At 42.1% G+C, this 25260-nt stretch carries 22 protein-coding genes and 1 other RNA gene; 4 read left to right on the forward strand and 19 right to left on the reverse strand.

What is annotated here, in order from left to right; translation table 11 throughout:
• Window positions 1-120: 120 nt before the first annotated feature.
• The 15 genes from RWS39_RS02385 to RWS39_RS02455 form a co-directional block, all read right to left on the reverse strand.
• On the reverse strand, window positions 121-945 hold the full coding sequence (locus RWS39_RS02385) for a hypothetical protein (protein WP_005591571.1): 825 nt from the start codon (window positions 943-945) through the stop codon (window positions 121-123).
• 53 nt (window positions 946-998) lie between these two features.
• Window positions 999-1889, reverse strand: coding sequence for a hypothetical protein (locus tag RWS39_RS02390; protein ID WP_314480070.1), 891 nt, complete (start codon window positions 1887-1889; stop codon window positions 999-1001).
• Window positions 1890-2001: 112 nt separating this feature from the next.
• Entirely contained in the window at window positions 2002-2982 is a 981-nt protein-coding gene (locus RWS39_RS02395) for a hypothetical protein (protein WP_048791912.1), read from the reverse strand.
• A 75-nt stretch (window positions 2983-3057) separates the two neighbouring features.
• Window positions 3058-4410, reverse strand: a complete 1353-nt coding sequence (locus RWS39_RS02400; RefSeq protein ID WP_048791911.1) for a hypothetical protein — start codon at window positions 4408-4410, stop codon at window positions 3058-3060.
• Between the two features lie 607 nt (window positions 4411-5017).
• Entirely contained in the window at window positions 5018-5389 is a 372-nt protein-coding gene (locus tag RWS39_RS02405; protein ID WP_048766068.1) for a PTS glucitol/sorbitol transporter subunit IIA, read from the reverse strand.
• Window positions 5390-5487: 98 nt separating this feature from the next.
• Window positions 5488-6468: a PTS glucitol/sorbitol transporter subunit IIB gene (gene srlE, locus RWS39_RS02410; protein WP_048766067.1), complete on the reverse strand. Its 981-nt coding sequence runs from the start codon at window positions 6466-6468 to the stop codon at window positions 5488-5490.
• Between the two features lie 16 nt (window positions 6469-6484).
• Window positions 6485-7027, reverse strand: a complete 543-nt coding sequence (gene srlA, locus RWS39_RS02415; RefSeq protein ID WP_048766064.1) for a PTS glucitol/sorbitol transporter subunit IIC — start codon at window positions 7025-7027, stop codon at window positions 6485-6487.
• Entirely contained in the window at window positions 7024-7521 is a 498-nt protein-coding gene (locus RWS39_RS02420; RefSeq protein ID WP_048766061.1) for a transcriptional regulator GutM, read from the reverse strand. The genes srlA and RWS39_RS02420 overlap by 4 nt, the downstream gene beginning before the upstream one ends.
• Complete coding sequence (locus tag RWS39_RS02425; RefSeq protein WP_080978303.1) at window positions 7521-9347, reverse strand: BglG family transcription antiterminator; 1827 nt, start codon at window positions 9345-9347, stop codon at window positions 7521-7523. Before RWS39_RS02425 ends, RWS39_RS02420 begins: the two co-directional genes overlap by 1 nt.
• 62 nt (window positions 9348-9409) lie before the next feature.
• Window positions 9410-10210, reverse strand: a complete 801-nt coding sequence (locus RWS39_RS02430; protein WP_048766056.1) for an SDR family oxidoreductase — start codon at window positions 10208-10210, stop codon at window positions 9410-9412.
• Between the two features lie 184 nt (window positions 10211-10394).
• Window positions 10395-11744 carry a glucose-6-phosphate isomerase gene (locus tag RWS39_RS02435; protein ID WP_002917809.1) on the reverse strand — a complete coding sequence of 450 codons (1350 nt, stop codon included), beginning with the start codon at window positions 11742-11744 and terminating at the stop codon, window positions 10395-10397.
• Between the two features lie 310 nt (window positions 11745-12054).
• An RNA gene (gene ffs, locus RWS39_RS02440) (signal recognition particle sRNA small type) lies at window positions 12055-12153 on the reverse strand.
• A gap of 32 nt (window positions 12154-12185) precedes the next feature.
• The gene (gene tadA / locus RWS39_RS02445; protein WP_185761365.1) at window positions 12186-12653 is read right to left on the reverse strand and encodes a tRNA adenosine(34) deaminase TadA; all 468 of its coding nucleotides are present in this window, start codon (window positions 12651-12653) and stop codon (window positions 12186-12188) included.
• Between the two features lie 183 nt (window positions 12654-12836).
• The gene (locus RWS39_RS02450; RefSeq protein ID WP_048766050.1) at window positions 12837-13493 is read right to left on the reverse strand and encodes an HAD family hydrolase; all 657 of its coding nucleotides are present in this window, start codon (window positions 13491-13493) and stop codon (window positions 12837-12839) included.
• A gap of 213 nt (window positions 13494-13706) precedes the next feature.
• Entirely contained in the window at window positions 13707-14999 is a 1293-nt protein-coding gene (locus tag RWS39_RS02455) for an adenylosuccinate synthase (RefSeq protein WP_314480087.1), read from the reverse strand.
• A 302-nt stretch (window positions 15000-15301) separates the two neighbouring features.
• Here RWS39_RS02455 and gshAB point away from each other — a divergent pair, with 302 nt between their 5' ends.
• The 3 genes from gshAB to RWS39_RS02470 all read left to right on the forward strand — a co-directional run bounded on the left by gshAB (window position 15302) and on the right by RWS39_RS02470 (window position 19904).
• A complete protein-coding gene (gshAB, locus tag RWS39_RS02460) occupies window positions 15302-17554 on the forward strand; it encodes a bifunctional glutamate--cysteine ligase GshA/glutathione synthetase GshB (protein ID WP_314480161.1) in 2253 nt (750 codons plus the stop codon).
• A 223-nt stretch (window positions 17555-17777) separates the two neighbouring features.
• A complete protein-coding gene (locus tag RWS39_RS02465) occupies window positions 17778-18623 on the forward strand; it encodes a hypothetical protein (RefSeq protein ID WP_314480090.1) in 846 nt (281 codons plus the stop codon).
• A gap of 24 nt (window positions 18624-18647) precedes the next feature.
• Window positions 18648-19904 carry a toxic anion resistance protein gene (locus tag RWS39_RS02470; protein ID WP_314480092.1) on the forward strand — a complete coding sequence of 419 codons (1257 nt, stop codon included), beginning with the start codon at window positions 18648-18650 and terminating at the stop codon, window positions 19902-19904.
• A gap of 151 nt (window positions 19905-20055) precedes the next feature.
• On the opposite strand, the gene tpx is transcribed toward RWS39_RS02470, so the two are convergent.
• The 4 genes from tpx to RWS39_RS02490 form a co-directional block, all read right to left on the reverse strand.
• Entirely contained in the window at window positions 20056-20547 is a 492-nt protein-coding gene (tpx, locus tag RWS39_RS02475) for a thiol peroxidase (protein WP_314480093.1), read from the reverse strand.
• 152 nt (window positions 20548-20699) lie between these two features.
• Complete coding sequence (gene scbA / locus RWS39_RS02480; RefSeq protein WP_314480094.1) at window positions 20700-21629, reverse strand: metal ABC transporter substrate-binding lipoprotein/adhesin ScbA; 930 nt, start codon at window positions 21627-21629, stop codon at window positions 20700-20702.
• Between the two features lie 18 nt (window positions 21630-21647).
• A complete protein-coding gene (locus RWS39_RS02485; protein ID WP_314480096.1) occupies window positions 21648-22496 on the reverse strand; it encodes a metal ABC transporter permease in 849 nt (282 codons plus the stop codon).
• A gap of 1 nt (window position 22497) precedes the next feature.
• Window positions 22498-23217, reverse strand: a complete 720-nt coding sequence (locus RWS39_RS02490) for a metal ABC transporter ATP-binding protein (protein ID WP_149518617.1) — start codon at window positions 23215-23217, stop codon at window positions 22498-22500.
• A 148-nt stretch (window positions 23218-23365) separates the two neighbouring features.
• Here RWS39_RS02490 and RWS39_RS02495 point away from each other — a divergent pair, with 148 nt between their 5' ends.
• A complete protein-coding gene (locus tag RWS39_RS02495; RefSeq protein WP_314480102.1) occupies window positions 23366-25258 on the forward strand; it encodes a M13 family metallopeptidase in 1893 nt (630 codons plus the stop codon).
• The last annotated feature ends 2 nt before the right edge of the window (window positions 25259-25260 follow it).

Below are 25260 nucleotides of genomic sequence, written 5' to 3' on the forward strand. Positions count from 1 at the left end.
TGGGACGACGAAATCGAATTCTAACGAATTACCGATTTCTGTCCCACTCTCTATCTCTTTTATTTTTCTATTATAACACAATTTGGCTATACAGTTAAGACTTTATTAGCAGCTAGTATGCTATTTAGTCTCTTGAACTTTATTCAAATGAAATTGTCCGTCCTTGCCCTTGACAAAGTTTAAATGGAAGAAGGTTCTATCCTCTGCCCTATAGCCCATAGACATACTGTAATATCCTTTCACCACTGCTTTGTAGTAGTTGTTGGGAAGTTCCAAATGTTCTATCACTTCTAGATCAGTGATGCCATTTTCTTCATTCAACGTCATTCCCTTAAGGAAGGAAAGCCGTTCCCCTGTCAAATCCTCATTTTGATAAATATTATAAGCTATGCTAGTAAGATATAGACCTGAACCAAAATCCCAGAATTGAAGGACGGCAAAGCCTCCTCCCTTCAAATCATAGATCAGTGATAATAATTTATCCTTCTTGCCAATCACCGTTTCATCGCTGCTTTTAGCTAAACCATGTTGACGAACAAAATTGGACACTGTAATATTTTTATCCTCGTCCTCTTCAATCTTATACTTTATAAAATCCCTTGGTTCCCATTCCAAAACTTCGGCATTTGAAGAAGAATATTTTGCTTCTGTTCTTACTAACGGATTCTTTCTGTAAGAATTGGTCCAATTCCCGATTAAGACAAGTAAGCCGATAACAAGACCTATCAGGGCTAGAGCACTCACTAGCTTGAAGAATGGTGATTTGTGTTTAAACTTTGCGGTTCTCTTAAAAGTTGACTTTGGTTCTTGTCTTGTGCCTTCCTTGAGATTTGTTTCAGCTAGCAAACCAGACCCTTCCTTAGACTCTCGTTTTAAGGGTGCCCTAGTTCTACTAAATTTTCCCTTATGTTCCCTTCGTAATTTTTCTAAATCTCTTTTTCCCATCTTTCTATCCTTGTCTGTTTAAGAAAAAATTCCACGCTCTCCAGTCTAGGCTCTCAGACTGTACTTGTCATCATACTGGTGAGGCGGTAAGTTCCATTCACTTCGTAAAAAAACAAAGAAACTGTCATATTGTCCGTGGTTGAATATTCAAGAAGAAGTGAATCAACTTTGCCCTTAACTGGTTTATGAGCATAAATATTCTTAGGCATCCCCAGTTCTTCTATGGCTTGCTTGACTTCCATTCCTTCTCGATCACTTTTGGGAATGAGCGACCGATAATCATCAACTGTCTTCGTAATCGATGCCTCAGCATTCTGGAGGAAATCGGCAGATACCGTAGAGAGCTCCATTCCTCCTCCAGTACTCCTAAGATGCATATTAACAACTCCTTTTCTTCCTGTTAGCTTGTATGAAAGCAGCACCAGTTGACTATCTTCCACGCGATTATCCACACTCCCAGAGCTAGCTTTCCCATACTTCTCAACAATATCCTCTGGAGACACATTAGGTTCGTTCATGGTTTTAATCAATTCTAAAATCTCTTCGAATTGAAAATCGACCTCTCGATTCTTTTCAATAAAAGCTGAATTCCCCTCCGTCAGGATCTCTATCTTATTTTCTGATTCTGTCGGAACAGTATTAACAGACGATACAGCCGATTGATTTCCTTCTGACTTAAAAGTTGGTCGCATATACATCATCAAGAAGCTAATCAGTCCCACTAGACCTGCGGCAATCAGTAAGAGTGAAGCATAACGTGATAGCCAAGACTTTGCTAAAAACTGGCCATTAGGATTGACTGCTGACTCTGTTCGCCGCTTTTCTTTACTTGAAAACTCAAAACCCGACTCTCGAGAGCCATCATTAGAGAAGGCTCTCTGCTTTTTTTGGTCTAAACTTGACCTTTTTCCCCATTCTCTTTGGACTTTTCTTCCTTTTCCCATCCTCATCTCCTCCAAGGAACCTAAGTTCCTCTTGTTTTTCTAGTAATTCCTGTCTTTCCTCTAAAAACAACTTCTGCTAAATAAGCCAAGCTCTAGCACCAAGCACGTCCTATCAATAAACACTCTTCCGAGTCAACTCATAGTCACCTGTTGGACTTAAGACAAACTCTAAATAGAGATATCTTTCATCTTTGAGTTTATATTTGATGTAAACTGTCGTTTGATTCTTATAGTCCGCCGACTTATTGATAACTTGTGGCACACCAAATCGTTCCAATACTGCTTGTAAATTTTTACTTGGTGCTGATTTATCCACAGTAAAATCCTGAAAATCCTCCTCAGTCCATAAATCCGAATGGCTTAATTGAGACTGGCTAGTCAAACCTTCCCCTCGAATTGTATTCAGCCGATACTGATCTCCGATAAGATTGAAATAGAGCTTGACGATTTGCCCTCCACCTGATGAGAGATAAAAAAGGTAGAGAGCCTTTTCTTCTCCATCTTTAGCCACACTTCCCGAACTTGCTTTTCCATATTGTTCAGCAATTTCCTCTGCTGTCGGAGACAGTTGCTCACTCGCCCCCTGCCCAGGCGAAGAAACGTGCAGAGATAGGACATCCTCGAAAGTCCAAGTCATATTTTCTGGCTCCTTGTCAGCACTAGAAGCCGATGATGCCGACTCCTCTTGCTCCGAAGCTTCCCATTCGCTAGACGAAGAGTCTGCAACGTAAGCAGAAGCTATATTTTCTTGGCTCGATTCCCAGCTTATTTGGTCAATACTTCTGTCACGAGTGCTCATATTTGAAAGAAAACGATAGAGTAAAAGAAGGGCTAATGATAGCAAGACCAGACTCGCCAAAGCAGCAACTAGAGACTTAACATTCCCCTTCTTTCTTGTTCTGAGCCTACTCGATTTCCAACCAGTTTTAACTCCAAACTGCTTCTCTCCTTGCGTTTCTTTCCTTGCTTCTTCCTTTGTCTGTTCGAGGGCAGCTCCTCCCCTTTCCCGCTGATTCTTGACCGACGAAATGTTTCTGGCTTTAAACTTGGATTTATGCTCCCGCCTCAATGCTTCTAAATTTCTATCTTTCACCTTTTCACCTATCAACTAAATACTTGATTGCTCATTCCCTTTCTACAAACAGCTGATGCTCCTGCTAGGAAAGCGCTACCGAGCACCTGCATCTCCCGCTTCGCTTGCCAAACCTGAGCTGTCTTTCAATCGATAGCTCTGAGTGTCATCTTTTTCAAAAGAAAAACTAACCTCTTGACCATCCTCCAAACGATAAGAAATTGATAAAGTGGTATAGCTCAAGATTCCCCCATGCCAATCGAGGCGCTCTGGAAGTCCCAACTGACTGACAATCTCTTGATAGGTCTTTCCTTTCTCTATACCAGAAAGATCTTGACGAGTGAGCTGAGCATTTCGGTTAGGCAGTTGCGCACTACTGAGATGCGTACATTTTAGGGATTCCAACTTAAGAGTTTCAGAAGGACCAAGATAGCTCTTAAAAGAGAGGTTAACTTTCGCTTCCGTCCCTGCTTGTGAATAGTTTAAATCTATTGTCTTGATTAGGTCATCTTGGTTCGTTTCCCTACCAGACTCAGCTTTCCCTAACTTTGCAACCACCTCGTCGACCTTTGTCAGATTTGGAACCGATGAAGTGAAGTCTGAGAATAAAGAAGTGATATCATCATAGGTGATATGAAACTGATACTCCTCTTTCTTAGCAATCCATTCTGGACGATTATCAGATTTTAAATCTTGATCCTTTCCATATGAGTCTAACATACGAGAAATAGCTGCAGCTTCTTCCATGCGTTTTATATCATCATTCTTTTTCCACTGCTCTACTATGCTATACATTGAGGCTATAATCCCCAAACTAGAAAGTAGCATCACCCTTATCTTAGAAAAGATTCCTCGTTTTTTCTTCCTAAACTCTACTTTATCTGTCTCTCTAGCAAGCTCATTGGAGCTTATTCGCGGAGAAAGCTTGGTCTGCTTTGCTTCAGTTACAAGGCCTGACATCGGCTGGCTAGCTTGATTTCCACGAAGGACTTGGTTTTGTTTTTTAGCTTTCAGTGATTCTAAGCTAGAAATAAGGCGCTTCAGCTCTCTCTGCTTTAATTCCAACAAATTCTGTGATAGAAGCGACAGAGGCTCCTTCACCTGCTGAGCTCCTTCTAATTGCTCAGAAAACACCGGCTGGTCTTGAGAACTTGGTTTAGCCCCATAGCCGGTTTTGTCCTCTATCGAAGAAATGTCAGATAGCTCATTGCTTGAGCTCTCTATTGGAAATACCACTTTTGATGGAGACGAACCTGAAGGACGAGGTTGATTTTCTTCTGCCCCTCTCTGCGCTTCTTGCAATTTAGCAGACGGTTTGATGTATTGGTCTTCCTTGGTTTTCCATTTGGATAGAAAGGATGATTGGCTATTTGCTGGCTTTTTCGTTTGGGCCTTCTTGAATTTTGATTGATGTTTCTGCCTCAAAGCTTCCAGATTTCTCTTTCCCATAACTCCTCCTCATCTATTGACTCTTCTATCATTGAAAAGACGACCCTATTAACCGTTAACAATTCCTACCGCTGAATGCTACTATTCTCTTTTCTATACCATTCATACTGGGGGTAACATCCAGCGATTGTCTGCACCATGAAACTTGTCATGCTAATATAACTTTATTCCAGTATATCATATTTTGAACTGGCTTAGCTTGAAAGCATACAAGCAAAAAGGCACGAACTCTCGTCCGTGCCCATGAAAATAACTATTTATGACTATTTTTGTTTCACTTTTTCAGCCAATAATAACTTCATCAGGACTCCTTTCCAATCTTGGTCTTCTGTTTTTCTAGAACCGTCCAAATAGCAGCCAGCTCAACTTTCTAGATAAAAGTCTATCACATTGCTACTGCATCTTCTCTGATTGTAACATATAATCAGGGAAAGGAAAACTGCTGCTGAATAGATAAGTAAGTAAAAGACAAGCTAGATAGCGAGCTAACTAACAAAACATGATAAAATCTATTTTTTAAAATAGCAAAAAACCTCCTAGAAGGGAGGTTGTGCCTAGTTTTAGACTTTTATTTTTCTAAATTGCTTGATTTGAAATTTTATTATGGTCAAGCAGTTTCGAAAATCTGAATGGTAGAGCTCTTTTCAATTACTACTGCTTGGTCTGCTGCAACATGGAGAGTGCCCGGCAGGCTGCCCTCTTTTGAACCATCAAAAGAAATCGTGATATGGCCCAGTCCAGTTAAATTTTTTTCTACTACATTTCCTACGGCAGTAATCGAATATTCCTGACTATCTACGACTAGCTTTCCACCTTCTAGTATTGCACCTAGAAGATTTTTGTTATCGATTTTAAAACAATACTCTGCTAAGTCTTCCGGAGCTTCTTCTCCAAACAAAATGAGCATATTGGCATCTTGAATCATATTCTGAGCTTCAGGCCCCACTTGAATTACTTTAGCTTCAAAAATTTTCTTCATCTAATTCCTATTCATCCTTTCTCAAATCTGTCATAAACTTATGCTTATAGATAAGTTTAACATAATAGTTGCTATGTTTACGTGCATCTATCAAAGGTCTACTGATAAAGACCAATACTAGCTATCCAAGCTACTAGCACCCGCGGAACACCATTGAGGAAGCGTGAATAAAGCACAGAAGGGACACCAACCTCAACTGTTTCAGACTTGGCTTCAGATAGACCGAGTGCTACAGGAATGAAATCACAACCGTTTTGAGTGTTGATAGCAAATATAGCTGGCAGAGCCATTTGGGGCGGAATATTCCCTTTGCCGATTTCAACTCCAATTAAGGTTCCAATAATCTGACTGATAACAGCTCCGGGGCCTAACAAAGGAGATAGGAATGGCAAGGAACAGATAAAGCCAATCAAAATGAGTCCCCAGATGTTCCCTGCTAGGGGAACCATTAATTTTGCCAGCCAATTTCCAACACCGGAACCTTGAATAACCCCAATCAGCAAGGAAACAAAGGCCATGAAAGGAATGATTGTGTTGAGCATTGTTTGGATGGCTTCACGAGCAGCCTGGTTGAAAGTCGCAACGACCTTCCCAGCGCCCATCCCAATTCGTGCTACAATACTTGTTTCAGCTTTTTGCTCTGTAATTTTTTTAGTAGTATCGTAAGTTGGCTTTTCTGTTACCACAGTTGTCTCTTTTTCATCTTCATTAGCAGCAGAAATTTGATTAAGGCCAACTGCTGACACATAGATTTCCTCAGTGATATATTGAGCTAGAGGGCCACTTTTCCCTGTAGCGACGATATTGATTGTAGGGATCCCCTTTTTAGGATAAATACCGCAGCGAAGAGTACCGCCACAATCCACGATTGCTAAAGCAATTTCCTCATCAGGGATAGAAGTTTTAAACCCGTTAACAGCTTCCATACCGGTCAAATCAGCAATTTTATCTACAATATCTGGCTTTTCTCCGCCGCCAGTGATATAGATAAATTTGTGCTTAGCCTCACTAGGTGTAATGACCAAAGGTCCTCCGAAGCCGCCATTTCCTTTAACAACTTTTATACTCTTATATGACATAATTTCACTCTTTCTATCAATCAAATGTTTTACTCAAGGTAACACCTTGCTGTTTTGCTACATAAGCAGTTGTAAAATCGGTCACCCAACCGCCTACAAAGTTCATGACAAGCCCAACAAGCATGTAACGAATGGCTAAGTCCATTTGACTTAAACCTAAAGTTTGAATTCCTGTTGCAATTCCCATCCATACAAACAATTCCCCAGGATTGATATGCGGAAATACACCATTTGAAGTGTGGCAGAACTGCATCTGAGCTGCTACAAAACTAGGTTTATAATATTCTGGTAAGAAACGTCCCATACTGATTGACATCGGATTCCCCAGCATAAAGGCTGAAATGAAAGGTAAAATCATATACCGGCTAACAGGATTTTTGGCAGAAATCTTAGCCAGGGAATTGACCTTCTCTTCTCCCAAGAAAGCGATAAGTGTATTCATTGCAATCAATAGCATTAAGACAAGCGGTACAATATTTGTCATCCAGCTAATAAAGGTTTCTCCACCTAATTGGAAGAGTTTCATAAAACTCTCTGCAAAATTTGTAATGTGATTCATAAGGAACTCCCTTTCTTATTTTTTTTAAATAACTGTTTAATAGATAATTGTAAGTAATTCGCATAAAAGCCGAATCCCAGAAAAGAATCAGATGAACTTGTCTCTTTCTCAATACCTGCCTCATGCCAAAGATAGACTTTTCTAGCATCTTCTATGGCTGATTGCATCAACTTATTTTCTTTTCTCACAAGAGGATTATACTTGTCAAAATAATGGATGTCTTCTCCAACATAATCGTCCATATTTTGAAAACGTGCTAAGATTGTGACTCCTTGCATTTTGCTAGCTTTAAGAACCCGACCGTTTTCATCAACCGCGAACATGACAATCGTACCGGATTTGATTCTTCCGGACTCCCTGCCAATCGCTACGCGCCCCAGTTTTCGGAGCATCGTATAGGTCTTATTGAAGTCTTTAAGTTGCTGCCAGCCGAGGAACATTTGAAATACATAAGCTGCCATGACAAATACAGCGAAAATTATTAGCGAACTCATTAAAATACTCCTTTACTCTTAGAAAATGATAGAAACTCTGTCTCTGTTTCTACAGCCCTCAATGCTTCTTTTAGAGAAGGCTCTCCTGCAATTCGAAAAATATCGTCATACAATTCCAGCAATTCACTTTCCATTTTTCTTTCAATTTCTGAGGGAATGGCGACTAGAAAGATAAATTCAATCCATTCATCTTCTTTTTGATAAGGCTCTTCTAGTTTTCCGAACATTAAAATAGTCTTTGCATAACCCTGGTTAATTGTATGGGGGAAGGCAATTCCTCCACCAAAAATGGTTGATTGCTTTTTCTCCCTATCAATTATCCGATTTCTAAACCCTTCATCAATCATCTGAAGCTTCTCTAACTCTGCAACCATATTTAGCAAGTATTGCTGATAGGTTTTTTGGGGGCTCAACCGAAGAAAGCGCAAGCTGACTGTTTCTAGATTTTTTTGATGAAAAGCATTGGCCCTCTGCCATTCTTCCTGCAGCCATTGATCATCAAAAAGATGATTAACCTGAATGACTGGAGATTTGGAATTTTTATATTTCAGAGGCACCGTCGTAAAAATTGCAAAATATTCCTGGTTCAGCTCTACATTAAAATCCTCTTCAGAATGTTGGGTAATGTCTATATCATTTCCAAGGACTCGCCTGAGTTGCTGAATAATCATCGCAGCAGTTCCTCTTCCTGTTGTGCAAACTACAGCTATCTGCTTGCGAGAACCCTTAACAGCAGAATTTTGCTTTCTTAAAATCATTTCAAAATACAAAGCCAGATATCCGATTTCAGATAATTCCAATTCAGAACCAAAAATTACAGATAGTTCTTCTCCAGCTATTTTTGCCATTTCAAAAGCAAAAGGATATTGAGTTTGAACCTCGCCATGAAATATATCATTAGCTTGCACATGGAAAATCAGTCGATTGATTAAGGGGCCTAGATGAGATTTGATTTCTTCAAATAATTCTTCATCATCAAAGTGAACCAACATTGTCTCTTTGACTTTCTTGACAATCCCTTGAAAAATGTTTGAAAGCTGTTCAGATTGATAAGACGGCTTGCTTAAAGTGTCAATAAAACGGACATTAAACGGAAAACACAAAAAGTCTATCTCAAACTGACTGAGGGAAATCTTATAAGTCATCTCAATATGATAGATTAATTTCTCAGCCAAATGTGTCTCTGTTAAATCATTCCTATAGTAAGGAATAGGACAATTCAACACTCTAGATGTATGAATACGCTCCACCATAATTGAAATGGTCTTTCGAAGGAGTTCCTGTGTTTCTTTAGGGATTTTATAGTCCTGAACTAGCGTCTCCAGAAAAGAAGATGTTGCCTCAGTGAGTGTCCTTCCTTCAAAGTAAGGAGCCACTTGGTGAATATAGAGCAAGCGCAAATTCAGCTCGCTCCCCAAGACCTCCAGCCCACGGTTGGGCTTTCCTGAAATAGTGATAGAGTAACTCTCTGCCAAAGATTTTACTTGTTTCAAATCCTTATTAAGGGTACTTCTACTAACACCTACTTCCTCAGCCAAGTCGTCAATAAGAAGAGGGGAGGTTGACTCAATTAAACGTTTTAGCAAATAGGCAATTCTTTTACTGGAAGAATTGAAGTCACTCTCCTGTTTTAAACTACCAGATAAAATCCTTTCCAACTCTGTATAGTCATATACTTCTAACATTAACTGATCATCTTGTGCGATAATCTGGATATTAGGAGCCAAAACATCATTTAATTGTTGGATACTCTTTTGCAAGGTTTGCAAGCTAATATCCAGTTCTGAGCGCATATCTACCAAGGAATAAGTTGGCTGCGAGACCATTTTATCTAAAATATTATACCACCGATTTACTAAGGTCAACTCTCTTCCCTACCTTCATTGTTTTAACCGCGAGTTTTACCTCCGGCAATATTTGTAGTGACACCTGTTATATAGCTAGAACGGTCTGAAATATAGAACGCTACAAGATCAGCTACTTCCCGTAGTTTCCCACTCCGTCCCAATGGAGTCGTTGAAGTTGAAGCATAACCAGCTCGAATATCTTCTACCGTCTTTCCACGAGTATAAGCAAGAGCTTCCTCATAAGAAAGAGTTCGAAGTCCCGTAGCTTCCATAATTCCTGGAGCAATTCCAACCACACGTACACCATGTTTACCAAGCTCTTTCGCCCATGAACGAGTGTAACTATAGACTGCCGCTTTCGTTGCAGCATAGGCACTTTGTCCTTCAGAACCTTCCAAGCCTGCTTCTGAAGCCATGTTCACAATTACACCTTTTCCGTTTTGAACCAGAATCCGGCCTACTGCCTGACTAACCAAATACAGACCTTTTTGGTTAATCATTGTTACTTTTTCAAACGTTTCATCGTCTAACTCGTAAGGACCTTTAGGATTTTCTGCATCAATTAATAATCTAGGAACATTAATCCCTGCATTATTGACTACCGCATCAATATTGCCAAATCTTTCAACTATTTTGGCAACACCCTCTTCTACTTCAGAGCGAGAAGTTACATCAACTTTTACAAATAATAGATTCGGGTGACGTAAATCGTTGTCGCTAAGATCAAAATTCGCTACATTGACTCCTAATTCCAACAATTCTTCGACGATTGCCTTACCAATCCCAGATGACGCACCCGTCACAAGAACTGTTTTGCCTTTAATGTCTAACCAATCATTCATTTTGATACCTCTCAAATTTTATTTACAAGGCAATTATACAGCGCTTTCATAAAAGAATTAAGACACTCTTTTTTACACTGTTCAAAAAAATAATAAACTAATTAAGAGGCTTGTACTAAAAAATCCACAAGAAATGAACCTGTGGATCTTTTTATATCCTGAATGAACTCAAAGCATATGAGAATCAAAGGCGTGCATTCAACTCAGCACCCAGCTCTTCAAAGCCTGGTTTCCCAAGAAGAGCAAACATGTTTTTCTTATAAGCCTCAACTCCAGGCTGATCAAATGGATTGATACCATTCAGGTAGCCAGAAAGAGCAATAGCTAACTCAAAGAAGTAAATAGTATAGCCCAAAGTGAACTCATCTTGCTCAGGCAGGGTCACAAACATATTTGGCACTCCGCCGTCTGTGTGAGCTAACAGCACTCCATCTGTTGCTTTCTTATTGACAAAGTCAACATCTTTTCCTTGCAGATAGCCAAGGCCATCCAAGTCTTCTGCTAATTCAGGAATCAACACATTTTTGCGAGGCTTATCTACACGAATAACTGTTTCAAAGAGGATACGAGTTCCTTCTTGAATAAATTGCCCCAAAGAGTGCAGGTCTGTTGAGAAGTTGGCTGAAGTTGGGTAGATACCTTTTTGGTCTTTACCTTCTGACTCACCAGCCAGTTGCTTCCACCATTCTGAGAAGTATTGCAAAGATGGTTCGTAGTTAGCTAGAACTTCTGTCAGATAACCTTTACGGTACAAGATATTGCGTACAACTGCATATTGATATGCTTCATTTTCAGCCAACTTATCAGAAGCATAAGCCTTGCGAGCAGCATTTGCTCCTTCCATCAACTTGCTGATATCAGCCCCTGCAGCTGCGATTGGCAAGAGTCCCACTGCTGTCAATACTGTAAAACGACCACCAACACTATCAGGCACTACAAAAGTATCCCAGCCATTAGCATCTGCTTCAACCTTAACTGCACCTTTAGCGCGGTCTGTAGTTGCATAAATCCGTTTATTTGCTTCTTCCTGACCATACTTCTTAACCAAGAGTTCTTTGAAGACACGGAAAGCAATAGCAGGCTCTGTAGTTGTTCCTGACTTAGAAATAACGTTGACAGAGAAATCTTTGTCTGATACATAATCTACCAAATCAGCCAAATAGCTTGAAGAGATAGAATTACCAGCATAGAGGATTTGAGGTGCCTTACGTTCTTCCTTGCTTTGTAGATTTACAAAAGAATTATTCAAGAAATCAATCGCTGCACGTGCCCCTAAATAAGATCCTCCAATACCGATGACGATTAACACTTCACTATCAGATTGGATTTTAGCAGCCGCCTTTTGAATACGAGCAAATTCATCTTTATCATATTCTTCAGGCAAATTCAACCAGCCTGTCATTTCTGCTCCAGGACCTGTTCCATTTCGTAGAGCATTATCTGCTGCAGTCACTTGAGGCTGCATATAATCTAATTCATGTGGTGCTACAAACTTATCCAGTACCTTTGAATAGTCAAATTTAATATGTGTCATGTTTATCCTCCAATTGTTCTTTTCTTTTATGATAACGCTTTAAGAAAAAATAAGCAAGTACTTTTACTATTTTAAAACGTTTACATTTTTTATTCTATACTATTTTTCTAAATAAGCTAACCCTAGGACATAACTGATAGCAATCGTTTGCGCAAGTCAACAAATCTTAGGCCTATTGAGAAGAACAGTTTTGATTGACAAGAAAACCAATATGCTTCTTAAGATTGGATGTCAGCTGAATTCATTTCAGGTCCGTTCAAACTAGATTCACTGCTCCAATATTCATCTGCGCCTTTTAGGCTTGATTCATCAAGGGCAATAGAAAAGAGCACACAGTTCAAATCGCTTAGGGCTGCTGGATTCCTCCCCTGACCCGCTTCACGCAGAACTGTTGCTCCATTAATTAGTATAACACAAACTTTCTTTTTTGGCTAATTTTCTTTACTTTTTCCTGCGATTTCTGAAAAAGTTCTGCATAATCGCCGCACATTCTTCTTCTAAAAGGCCGCTTTCAACCTCTACGCGATGATTCAACCGCTCATCCGTCAGAATATCGTAGAGACTACCCCCAGCACCGAATTTCTGGTTTTTCGCCCCATAGATCACCTTGGGAATGCGAGCCAGACCGATAGCTCCGCTACACATGACGCAGGGCTCAATCGTGACAAAAAGCGTCGTATCTAGCAAGCGCCAGCTATTTTCCCGCTGATTGGCCTCCTCGAGCGCCATGATTTCCGCATGCATGACCGCCCGCTGCAGCTCCTCACGCGCATTATGCCCGCGTCCGATAATCTGGCCATCCTTGACCAAGACACAACCAATCGGTATTTCATCATTGGCGAGGGCAATTTCTGCCTCCTTCAGCGCCTCCCTCATAAACATTTCTTTTTCCTCTATCGTGTAGTCCATCTCTTCCCTCTTCCTTTTAGTTTCTTTGTTCATTATACCATAGGCAGCTTAGGACTCACCAAAAAAAGCCGCTGATTGGGCGACTCTTATGGGAGATTATTATGAAAAAGTTTAGGAGGTTTAAACAAAGTTAGGAGGTCTTTGTTTATGCTTCTAGTATAGCTGGCCTATCTTAAATAAAGCTTAAGCTTTTTGAATATTGATGATTTTAGCAATATCGCTAACTTCTTGGGCAATATAAGTGGCTCCGGCTTCTTCCAATTCTTCCCTGCTACCAAAGCCATAAAGGACGCCGATAGAATCAAGCTTTTGCGCTTGAGCGCCAAGCACATCATGCTCCCTGTCTCCAATCATGATGGTATGCGCCAAATCTGTAATCTGATTTTGCTCTAAGGCATACTGGATAACATCGCTTTTTTTACTACGTTTTCTATCCATGGTCGCACCAGCTACAAAGTCAAAATAATCATACAAACCAAAATGCTTGAGAATTTGAATGGAAAATTCTTCAGGTTTTGACGTAGCTACAATTAACTGTTTGCTAGCCTGCTTGAGAGAAGCCAGCAAGTCAGGGATGCCTGGATAGACCTCATTTTCATAAAGGCCTTTTTCGGAAAAGTACTCATGATAGTAGTCAATGGCCTTTAAACATTCTTCCTTAGAAAATCCATAAAAGCGCTCAAAAGACTCCTGCAAGGGCGGACCGATAAAAACTCTCAATGCTTTCTTGTCTGGTACTTGAATCCCATATTTTCCTAAGGCGTAGGCCACCGAGTTGGTAATCCCTAGTTCTGAATTGGTCAAGGTGCCGTCTAGGTCAAATAAAATCGTTTGATACATTTTTTCCTCTTTCTGCTTTCAAAAAGAGAGTGGGACAGAAATCGGTAATTCGTTAGAATTCGATTTCGTCGTCTCACCTCCGCACAGTTGAGTAGGGCTGTAAAAGCTGATGAAATCAGCGTAGTAGAGCCCACTCAACCACTGCGTCTTGCTCGACATTCCAAAGACAATTGAGAGGCTAGGACTTTTGTCCCAGCCTCTGTCTTCATTTGCTTATAAACTAGACCAAACACTTTCCAAGATATTGGTTTGCTCGCGACCTGGTCCGACTGAGAAGGTCGAAATGCGGACTCCAACCAGTTCGCTGACACGGCGAACATAATTGCGGGCATTTTCTGGTAGGTCTTCTAGGCTACGAACACCAGTGATGTCTTCTGACCAACCTGGCAATTCTTCATAGATTGGCTTGCAACGCTTGAGCTGCTCCAGACTAGCTGGATAATGATCGATTCGCTCCCCATCCAAGTCATAGGCCACGCAGATTTTGACTATATCCAGACCACTCAAAACGTCAATAGAGTTGAGGGAAAGATTGGTAATGCCTGATACGCGGCGGCTGTGGCGCATCACAACGGAGTCAAACCAGCCCACACGACGTGGACGGCCAGTCGTTGTACCGTATTCATGACCCACTTCGCGAATGCGTTCGCCCACTTCATCAAAAAGCTCTGTTGGGAATGGTCCATCACCGACACGGCTCGTATATGCCTTGCAGACACCAACTACCTTATCAATCTTGCTTGGACCAACACCTGAACCAATCGTCACCCCACCAGCAACTGGGTTAGACGAAGTTACAAACGGATAGGTACCTTGGTCAATATCCAGCATGACGCCTTGAGCCCCTTCAAAGAGGACACGCTTGCCTTGATCCAGAGCGTCATTAAGGATGACAGATGTGTCAGTCACATACTGTTTGATTTGCTGACCGTATTCATAGTATTCTTCGAAAATATCGTCAATGTTCATGGCTTGGCTATCGTACAATTTCTCAAAGAGGCGGTTTTTCTCAGCAAGATTCCGCTCCAAGCGCTCTCTGAAAATGTCTTTATCCAAGAGGTCTGCGATACGGATACCAACACGCGCAGCCTTGTCCATGTAAGCAGGTCCAATTCCCTTGATCGTCGTACCAATTTTATTGTCGCCTTTAGCTTCCTCTTGCAGGCGATCCAGCTCGATATGGTAAGGCAGAATGACATGGGCACGGTCTGAAATACGCAAATTATCTGTGGTAACACCTTCTTGGTGCAGATAAGCCAACTCCTTGACCAGAGATTTAGGATTGACCACCATCCCATTTCCGATCACTGAGATTTTTTCTGGGAAGAAAATTCCTGACGGAATCAAGTGCAATTTATATTTTTTCCCGTCAATCACAATCGTATGTCCAGCATTATCACCGCCTTGGTAGCGGGCAATCACTTCAGCATTGGCCGAAAGGAAATCCGTAATTTTCCCTTTTCCTTCATCTCCCCATTGGGTTCCTACAACAACAACTGATGTCATAATTTCGTCTGAGCTACGAGAGCTCTTCCTTTCTTAATCTACAAGGCAGGAGTTTCACCTGCAAACGTATCTTACACCTTATTATAAGAAAATTTTGAATTTTTTTCAAGATCAGGTATCTTTTAAATTTGGATTTTCACATTTGAAAGCGAATAATTCTTTTTAGATTTTTCCATTTTCACGAAATATATCCAACAAATGGAAATAAAAGTTCGGAAATTCATCAAAAACGTAGTGAATAGTTGTTTTCTGGCCTGTTTTATAATAGACTGAAAGTACTATACTAAGGACGGAAAAACATGATGACTATTGATCGTTTACTCGAAAAGCTAGACCCTGCCAGCCCGATCTTACAGGCGACTTTTGGACTGGAAAGAGAATCCCTACGCGTGACAGAGGCAGGGACACTGGCATCAACTCCCCATCCCAGCTCTTTGGGCTCTCGGAGTTTTCATCCCTATATCCAGACGGATTTTAGCGAGCAACAGCTCGAATTGATTACGCCCATTGCCTCTTCAACTCAGGAGGCTCGTCGCCTGCTAGGTGCCATTACTGATGTGACTGGACGCTCCATCTCGCGAGAAGAACTCATGTGGCCCTTGTCCATGCCACTCCAGCTCCGAGAAGACGAGATTGAGATTGCTCACCTCGAAAATGCCTACGAGCTCCGTTATCGTCAAGGTTTAGCGGAAAAATACGGCAAACGCCTCCAGACCATTTCCGGCATTCATTACAATATCGAACTAGGAAAAGATTTGATGACGGCCCTTTTTGAGGCTAGTGACTTCACCTCCCTCAAAGATTTCAAAAATGCTCTCTATCTCAAATTAGCTCGTAATTTCCTCCGTTTCCGCTGGTTCTTGACCTATCTTTATGGTGCGGCTCCACTGGCAGAAGCTGGCTTTTACGACAAGCCAGTTGAGGCTTATGTCCGTTCACTCCGCAATAGCCATCATGGCTATGTTAATGAGGAGCATGTCCATGTGTCATTTAGCTCGCTGGAAAGCTATGTCTCAGACATCGAGTCCTATGTCAAGTCTGGCGACCTCAGTGCAGAAAAGGAATTTTACTCACCCGTGCGCTTTCGCGGGCAAAAACGAAATCGAGATTACCTAGAACAAGGCATTACTTACTTGGAACTGCGCTGTTTCGACCTCAATCCATTTGATGTCTTGGGCATCAGTCAAGAAACCTTGGACACAGTCCATCTCTTTCTCTTGGCTCTCTTGTGGCTGGATGACCTGACAGATAGCGATGCACAGCTACAAGCCGCCTATGCTCTCAACGATGCTGTTGCTCTAGCTCACCCCTTGACGCCTCTACCTCCAGAGGCCGACAGCTCTGCTATTCTCCAAGCTATGGAAAATGTGATTCAGCATTTCAATCTCTCTGACGCCTACCGTCAATTGCTAGCACAAGTCAGAGCTACGCTGGCCGAGCCCAAGCTGACTCTGGCAGGCCAATTATTGCCTCATATTGAGAAGAATTCCCTCTTAGATTTTGGACTTGCAAAAGCGCGGGAATATCGAGATTACGCCTGGACTGCACCCTACGCCCTCAAGGGCTATGAAAAGATGGAGCTTTCCACTCAAATGCTTATGTTTGACGCTCTCCAGAAAGGCCTCCATCTCGAAATTCTAGATGAAAATGACCAATTTCTCAAACTTTGGCATGGTCAGCATGTAGAGTATGTCAAGAACGGCAACATGACCTCCAAGGATAACTATGTCATCCCTCTGGCTATGGCCAATAAAACGGTCACCAAAAAGATTTTGGCTGCAGCTGACTTTCCCGTTCCAGCTGGAGCAGAATTTTCTTCTCTCGAAGAGGGTCTGGCCTACTATCCTTTGATTAAAAACCGACAAATTGTTGTCAAACCCAAGTCAACCAACTTCGGACTAGGCATCTCTATCTTCCAAGAACCAGCTAGCCTGGAAGCTTATCGCAAGGCTTTGGAGATTGCTTTTTCAGAAGACGCAGCCGTCTTGGTGGAGGAATTCATCGCTGGAACAGAGTACCGTTTCTTTGTCTTAGACGGTCAGTGTGAGGCGGTTCTCTTGCGCGTGGCGGCCAATGTTGTTGGAGACGGTCAACACACCGTGAGAGAATTGGTTGCCATCAAAAATGATAATCCGCTGCGGGGCCGAGATCATCGTTCTCCGCTCGAGATCATTGAACTAGGAGACATTGAGTTGCTCATGCTGGACCAGCAAGGCTATGGACCAGACGATATCCTGCCTGCTGGTGTCAAAGTTGACTTGCGGCGCAATTCCAACATTTCTACTGGCGGAGACTCGATTGATGTGACTGAAAGTATGCACCCGTCTTATAAGGAACTTGCTGCTGACATGGCAAAGGCTATGGGAGCCTGGGCTTGTGGCGTTGACCTGATCATCCCTGACAGCTCTGCTATTTCCACCAAGGAAAATCCCAACTGCACCTGCATCGAGCTCAACTTCAACCCCTCTATGTATATGCACACCTATTGTGCTGAGGGGTCGGGGCAAAGTATCACCCCTAAAATACTGGCCAAACTTTTCCCAGAAATGGACTAAGCAATAAGAATCGCAAGGAATACCCTGCGATTTTTGCTTGCCCACTTGTGATAAAAAAGAACTCTTACACTTGCTTTTAGGAAAGGAAGCAAAGCTCTTTCTTGATGAGGCAAATACTCTCATCAAATCTAAAAGTTCGTCTGAATACATCAATCTTTCTCCTTCAAAAACTAGCTTTTATGTTAAAATAGAGATATCACATTGAGAAGAAAGAGAAAGGTTTATGTCGAGAAGAAAGAATAATTCTAACCAGCAGCCGGAATGGTTTAGCTGGATTTGGATACTTGCAATTATATTTGGTTCTGGAGTGGTAGCCAGCTATCTGATCCCCATTGCTATTTTGGGAGGTATTGGCTACGGAATCTATCGCTACCAAAAGCAGAAAAGAGTTCGTATTGAAGCTAAACAAGCCAGCATTGGCCGTATTGAAGATTTAAAAGCAGAAATTGGGCAGGCTGACCGCCGTATTAAAGAATTAGAAAGCTACCAAGAATACGGCAAGAAGGAAGATTACCATGATTTAGCTCTGCAAATTCTTCCCCAACTCACCTATATCAAAAACGTTGCTAAGGAATTGCGAGATGAAATTCCTGCCTCTGTCTACCAGCGCATTCAGACTAAAATTACTACTGTAACCGAGGAAATTGATAAACAACTGCAAAAGATTGAACGAGAGAAAAGGCAAAAGGAAGCGCAGCCTAAGAAAACGAGTCTAGAAGAGCTAGCCCCAGAATTGGTCGCTACAGTTCGCAATATTCAGATTGACCACGAGGCCATTCTGCAAAAAATCTCTCAATCCGAAAGCAATAATAAGGAAGAGCTGACTGCCATTCATCAGTCCCAGATGGAGCACTACGAAGATATTTTAGAAGGTTACCTCAAAATCAAAGCCTCTCCCAAAGATTTTTACAATGCTGAGGAGCGGCTAGCCAAGGCCAAAGCAGCTATAGAGCAGTTTGACTTGGACCTAGACGAAGCGCTGCGCCAGTTAAATGAAGCTGATTTGAGGGATTTTGACATTAGCCTGCGTATCTTAGACAAAGAAAAGCAAAAAGATACTGGCTTTTAAGCTAGATAAACCAAAGGAGAAACTATGAGCCAAGAATTTAATTTTGATATTGATAAAATTGCTAACAATGCCATCAGCAAAAGCGATAAAACAACAGAAATCATCGAAGCTAACACGACTCAAGGAAATGGCCAGCTAACTTTTCTGGAAAAACTGACTCCTGAGCAACAGAGTGCGATTACGGCTAAAGCTCCGCAGCTGGTGGATAATTTCGTGTCAGACCAAAATGCTTTGCTGGACTTTGGCCAATCTGCTGTAGAAGAGGTCAACGGTACTGTCAATCGTATCTTAGCCGAGCAGAAAAAATTACAAATTCCCCAGGTAGATGAGCTTTTAAAAAATACCAACAAGGAACTCAATGGCTTTGTCGCAAAATACAAGGATGCTCAAGTAGCGGAACTAGACAAGAAGCCTAATTTCCTGGAAAAACTCTTCAAACAAAGCAAAAACACTCTTCAAGAATTCTATTTCGACTCACAAAATATTGAGCAGAAAATGGACGGCATGGCTGCAACAGTCGTCAAACAAGAAGATGTTCTGGCTCGCAATATTGTTTCTGCTGAAATGCTGATTGAGGACAATACCAAATCTATTGAAAATCTCGTCGGAGTCATTTCCTTTATCGAAGCGTCTCAGCAGGAATCCGGCAAACGAGCGCTCAAGCTGCAGGCTGAAGTTGCTCAGCTAGATATGACAACCGTTGACTATCAAGTCAAATCGCAAGAATTAGCCCGAATGACAGAGGTAGTCAATACCTTAGAGCAGCAACACACTGAATATGTCAGCCGTCTCTATGTAGCTTGGGCGACGACTCCCCAAATGCGTAATCTGGTCAAGGTTTCCTCTGATATGCGCCAAAAACTTGGAATGCTCCGTCGCAATACCATTCCAACTATGAAACTGTCTATCGCCCAGTTAGGCATTCTCCAGCAATCGATGAAATCTGGTCAAGTAGCTGACGCCATCTCTAATGCGAATAACGCTGCCCTGCAAATGCTCGCTGAGACCAGCAAGGAAGTCATCCCTCAGCTGGAACGGATTTCCCAAAGCCCTACTATCGCTGTTGAGTCTGTCACTAAGCTAGCAGAAAGCCTCGTTGCACAAAACCAAGGCATTATCGAAGCCATTGATAAAGGACGGGAAAAACGCGCTCTGCTAGAAGCGGCCGTCATCCAATCTGCAGAAACCATCAACAACTCTGTCAAACTGCGTGATCAAAAGATTATCCAAGCCCTGTTGGACCAAGGCAAGGAAGCCCAGAAAGAATTAACTACAGAATAAGTGAAAGAGCTATCCAGACTCTTTCAATCGTAGACAAACGTCAAAATTGATGTTTGTCTTTTTGTATTTTCCAAATTTTTTAGCCAAGAAGACAAAAATACACTCAACTCTTAGGGAGAATTGAGTGCATTTTTTGGAAAAGTATAATTCTTTACAGACTTTTGACTGCTGCAATGGCTGCATCATAATCTGGCTCGGTGTTGATGTTATCAACATATTCAGCGTAGGTCACAGTGTTTTTTTCATCCAAAACTAGGACTGCACGAGCTAACAGATGCCATTCATTGATGAGGACGGCATAGTCGCAACCAAAAGAATGGTCAAAGTAGTCTGATAGCATGACAGCATTTTCGATGCCTTCAGCAGCACACCATTTGCCTTGGGCGAAAGGCAAGTCAACTGAAACCGTGATAACAACGGTATTATCCAAGTCAGAGAGTTCTTGATTGAAACGACGAGTCTGGGTTGAGCAAACGCCAGTATCGATAGACGGTACGATGCTGAGGACTTTCTTTTTGCCAGCAAAGTCAGCCAGAGTTTTCTTTGAAAGGTCAGTAGCCGTCAGGCTAAAATCGTGGGCTGTGTCGCCAACTTGCAGTTGCTGACCTGTAAAGGTTACAGGATTTCCGAGAAAGGTTGTCATTAAAAGTCTCCATTCATATTTTCTAAGATTATTTTACTGCTAATATGGATTTTTTTCGAGTAATTTGTCTGAAAAGACGGCACCCGAATTTGGATGCCGCCTTTTATATTAGAAAACTGAGAATCAATGTACATCTAGCGAATTTTTCGGTCTTATTTAGACAGACCTTCTGCGATCTTTTCTAAGTTGTATTTCATCATGCTGTAATAGCTATCGCCTTCTTCGCCTTCTTCTGCAACAGAGTCAGTGAAGATTTTAGCGTAGATTGGGATATTAGTGTCTTTAGAAACAGTCTTCATCGGACGGTCGTCTACACTTGATTCCACAAAGAGAGATGGCACTTTCGTCTTGCGTAGTTTTTCAACCAAAGTTTTAATTTGGTCTGGAGTCCCTTCTTCTTCAGTGTTGATTTCCCAAATATAGGCAGATGGCACATTGTAGGCCTTAGAGAAGTATTTGAAGCAACCTTCGCTGGTTACAATCATTTTCTTTTCTTCAGGAATGTTGTTGAATTTCTCTTTGGCTTCCTTGTCCAAAGCGCTTAGCTTTTCCACATAAGCTTTAAGATTTTTCTCGTAAGTTTCTTTGTTAGCTGGGTCTTTTTCGCTCAAACGCTTAGCAATGTTTTGAGCATAGATGATCCCATTTTCCAAGTTGAGCCAAGCATGTGGGTCTTCTTTGCCTTTTTCACTTTGGCCTTCCAAGTAAATCACGTCCACGCCTTCGCTGACAGCATAATAGTCCTTGTTTTCTTTCTTCTTAGCATTTTCTACCAATTTTGTGAACCAAGCATTACCGCCTGTTTCCAAGTTGATCCCATTGTAGAAGATCAGATCCGCTTGGGAAGTCTTTTTGACATCTTCAGGCAGAGGCTCGTATTCATGTGGGTCTTGTCCAACAGGCACGATGCTATGCAAATCTATTTTATCGCCAGCTATATTTTTAGTAATATCAGCGATAATGGAATTGGTCGCAACAACCTTGAGCTTGGACGACCCACCAGACGAATTCTTTTGACCAGAGCAGGCAAAAAGAGTGCAGACTGCTAATAAAAGCAGTGATAAAAAACCTAATTTTTTCATGGGATTCCTCCATTAAATTTATTTTAGTTTAGGTCGATTTTTTAGTTTTAAATACCGCTGCTTAGGAGCGATAAAGAATGAGATAAGAAAGATAAGAGCTGAAGTCAGAACAATACTGGAACCTGCCGCGACATTAAAGCTATAGCCGATGAAGAGACCTAGTACAGAAGCTATAGCACCTAATCCAGAGGACAGCAGAATCATGGTTTTTAGACTATTTGCATAGAGATAAGCCGTTGCAGCTGGTGTAATCAGCATGGCCACGATCAGAATCGTTCCAACGCTTTGCATGGCTGTGACAGAAACCAGAGTCAAAAGAATCATCAGCAAATAGTGGTAAAAATTAACCTTCATTCCCATAGCCTTGGCTAAAAGCGGATCAAAGGAAGTCAACAAAAGTTGCTTGAAGAAAATAGCAATGACCAGCAACACCAAGATGCCCACACCAATACTAATCCACATATCGAGGTCTTGCACCGCCAAGATATTCCCAAAGAGGATATGGAAAAGATCGGTAGAACTCTTGGCAACACTAATCAAAATGACCCCCAGAGCCAAGAAGGAAGAAAAAGTAATCCCGATAGCCGTGTCACTCTTGATAATGGAATTGCCCTTGATGTAGGTGATAATAATAGAAGCTAGTAAGCCAAAGGTAATGGCACCGATGAAGAAATTAATCCCCAAAATATAAGACAGAGCCACACCGGGCAGCACCGCGTGAGAGATGGCATCCCCCATGAGTGACATGCCCCGCAGAATGATAAAGCATCCGACGGCACCGGCCACCACTCCAATCACAATGGCTGTAATCAAAGCATTTTGCAGGAAATGAAAGTCATGTAAGCCTTGAATAAATTCCTGAATCATCCTAGGCACCTCCATTCATAAAGAGCTGAGAGCCGTAGGTCTTCTGCATATTTTCTTTGGTGAAGGTACTCTCGGTTGATCCGAAAGCGACGACTTTTTTGTTAAGTAGCAAGACCTGATCAAAATAAGCAACCACCTTGCCCAAGTCATGGTGGACAATCAAAATCGTCTTCCCGTCTTTTCTTAGCTGACGGAGTGTTTTCATAATAATCTCTTCGCTGACCGAGTCAATCCCAACAAAAGGCTCATCTAGGAAAATATAGTCCGCCTCCTGAACCAAGCAACGGGCAATCAAGACCCGTTGAAATTGCCCACCAGACAACTGGCTAATCTGCCGCTCAGCAAAATCTTCTAAACCAACGATTTTCAAAGCCCGAGCAACCTTTTCCCAGTCAGACGCTTTGAGGCGTTGAAAGAGCTTGATCTTAGGATACAAACCCAGAGACACACACTCCTTGACCTTGATAGGAAAATTATAATCAATGTGAATTTTCTGCTCTACATAAGCAATCTTGCTTAATTCTTGCTTCATGGGTTTTCTGTCCAGAAAGGTCTGCCCCTCACTCTCAACAATTCCTAACATACCTTTTATGAGAGTTGACTTTCCAGCCCCGTTTGGTCCGATAATCCCTGTGATAGTCGGTCCTTTTATTGTCAAAGAAGTTGGTTCTAAGGCCAGCTGTCCTTGATAGCTGACACTTAAATTTTTCATTTCAATCATTGTTATACCTCTTTTGTTTTAATATACATTAAAATGAAAATTAAGTCAAGTTAATTTTTAAAAAATCCTTAAAATCAATATAGGAAATATTTGAAAAAAGGAGCTAATTTTGATAAGGTTATATCAAAAGCATGAAAGTGAGAACAAGATGACACGTTTACAAGATGATTTTTATGATGCCATTAATGGTGAATGGGCCAAAACAGCGGTTATCCCAGATGACAAGCCTGTAACCGGCGGCTTCACAGATTTGTCAGATGAGATTGAAAAGCTGATGCTCTCCACTACCGATCAATGGCTGCGGGGTGAGGAAGTTCCTGATGATGGTATTTTGCAAAACTTTATCAAGTACCATCGTTTAGCTGCTGACTATGACAAGCGGGAAGAACTCGGTGTCAAGCCTGTTTTGCCTTTGATTGCGGAATACCAAGCACTCAACTCCTTTGCAGAATTTACCACAAAGATTGCCGAGTTTGAACTGGCTGGTAAGCCCAATTTCTTTCCTTTTGGTGTGGCGCCTGACTTTATGGACGCCCGTATCAATGTCCTCTGGGCAGATGCACCAGGTACTATTCTCCCAGACACAACCTACTATGCCGATGGGCATCCTCAAAAGGACAAGCTCTTGAAAAAATGGCGTGAGTCTTCCGAAGCTTTGCTGCAAAAATTCGAATTTTCAGCAGAAGAAATCCAAGATTTGCTGGATAAGGTTTTAGAACTGGATGCTCGAATCGCCAAAGTCGTACTATCACGGGAGGAAAGTTCAGAATATGCCAAGCTCTACCACCCTTACAAGTGGGAAGACTTTAAGGCCTTAGCACCGAATCTACCTTTAGATGCCATCTTCACCCAACTCATCGGGCAAATTCCTGACAAGATTATCGTACCAGAGGAGCGTTTCTGGCAGGCTGCCGACCAATTCTACTGCGAAGAGACTTGGCCCCTGCTCAAGGCCGTGCTTATCTTTAACGCTATCGCATCAGCTGAAGCCTACTTGACTGACGAAATCCGTATCCTAGCAGGTGCTTATCGTCGCGCCCTATCTGGAACACCTCAAGCTCAAGACAAGAAAAAAGCTGCCTTTTACCTAGCTCAAGCGCCTTTCAATCAAGCCATCGGGCTCTGGTATGCTGGACAAAAATTCTCCCCTGAAGCCAAGGCCGATGTCGAGCAAAAAGTAGCCAACATGATCCAAGTCTACAAGGAGCGACTCGCAAGCAATGACTGGCTGACACCAGAAACTCGGGACAAGTCCATTGTAAAACTCAATGTCATCAAGCCTTATATCGGCTACCCAGAGGAGCTGCCTGAGCGCTATGCAGACAAAATTGTGGACGAAAATCTCAGCCTCTTCGAAAATGCCCAAAAACTGCGACAAGTGGAAATTAAGTATGGTTGGAGCAAGTGGAACCAGCCAGTGGATTACAAAGAATGGGGAATGCCAGCCCATATGGTCAATGCCTACTACAATCCTCAGAAAAACCTGATTGTCTTTCCAGCGGCTATCCTGCAGGCACCTTTCTATGACCTGCACCAATCTTCTTCAGCCAATTATGGCGGTATCGGAGCGGTTATTGCCCATGAAATCTCTCATGCCTTTGATACCAACGGCGCTTCCTTTGATGAAAACGGTAGCCTCAACAACTGGTGGACAGAGCATGACTACCAAGCCTTTACTGAGCGGACTCAGAAAGTCATTGACCAGTTCGAGGGTCTAGATTCCTACGGTGCCAAGGTCAATGGCAAGCTGACCGTTTCAGAAAACGTAGCGGACTTGGGCGGTATTGCAGCGGCTCTCGAAGCAGCCAAGAAAGAAGTTGACTTCTCTGCAGAGGAATTCTTCACCAACTTTGCCCGCATCTGGCGGATGAAGGGACGCGAAGAGTACATGAAGCTCTTAGCCAGCGTCGATGTCCATGCGCCCGCTAAACTTCGGACCAATGTCCAGCTACCTAACTTTGACGACTTCTTTACGACCTTTGATGTCCAAGAGGGAGACGGCATGTGGCGCAGCCCAGAAGAGCGCGTAGTGATTTGGTAAAG

Source organism: Streptococcus cristatus (genome assembly GCF_963529205.1).
GTDB classification, from domain to species: domain Bacteria; phylum Bacillota; class Bacilli; order Lactobacillales; family Streptococcaceae; genus Streptococcus; species Streptococcus cristatus_O.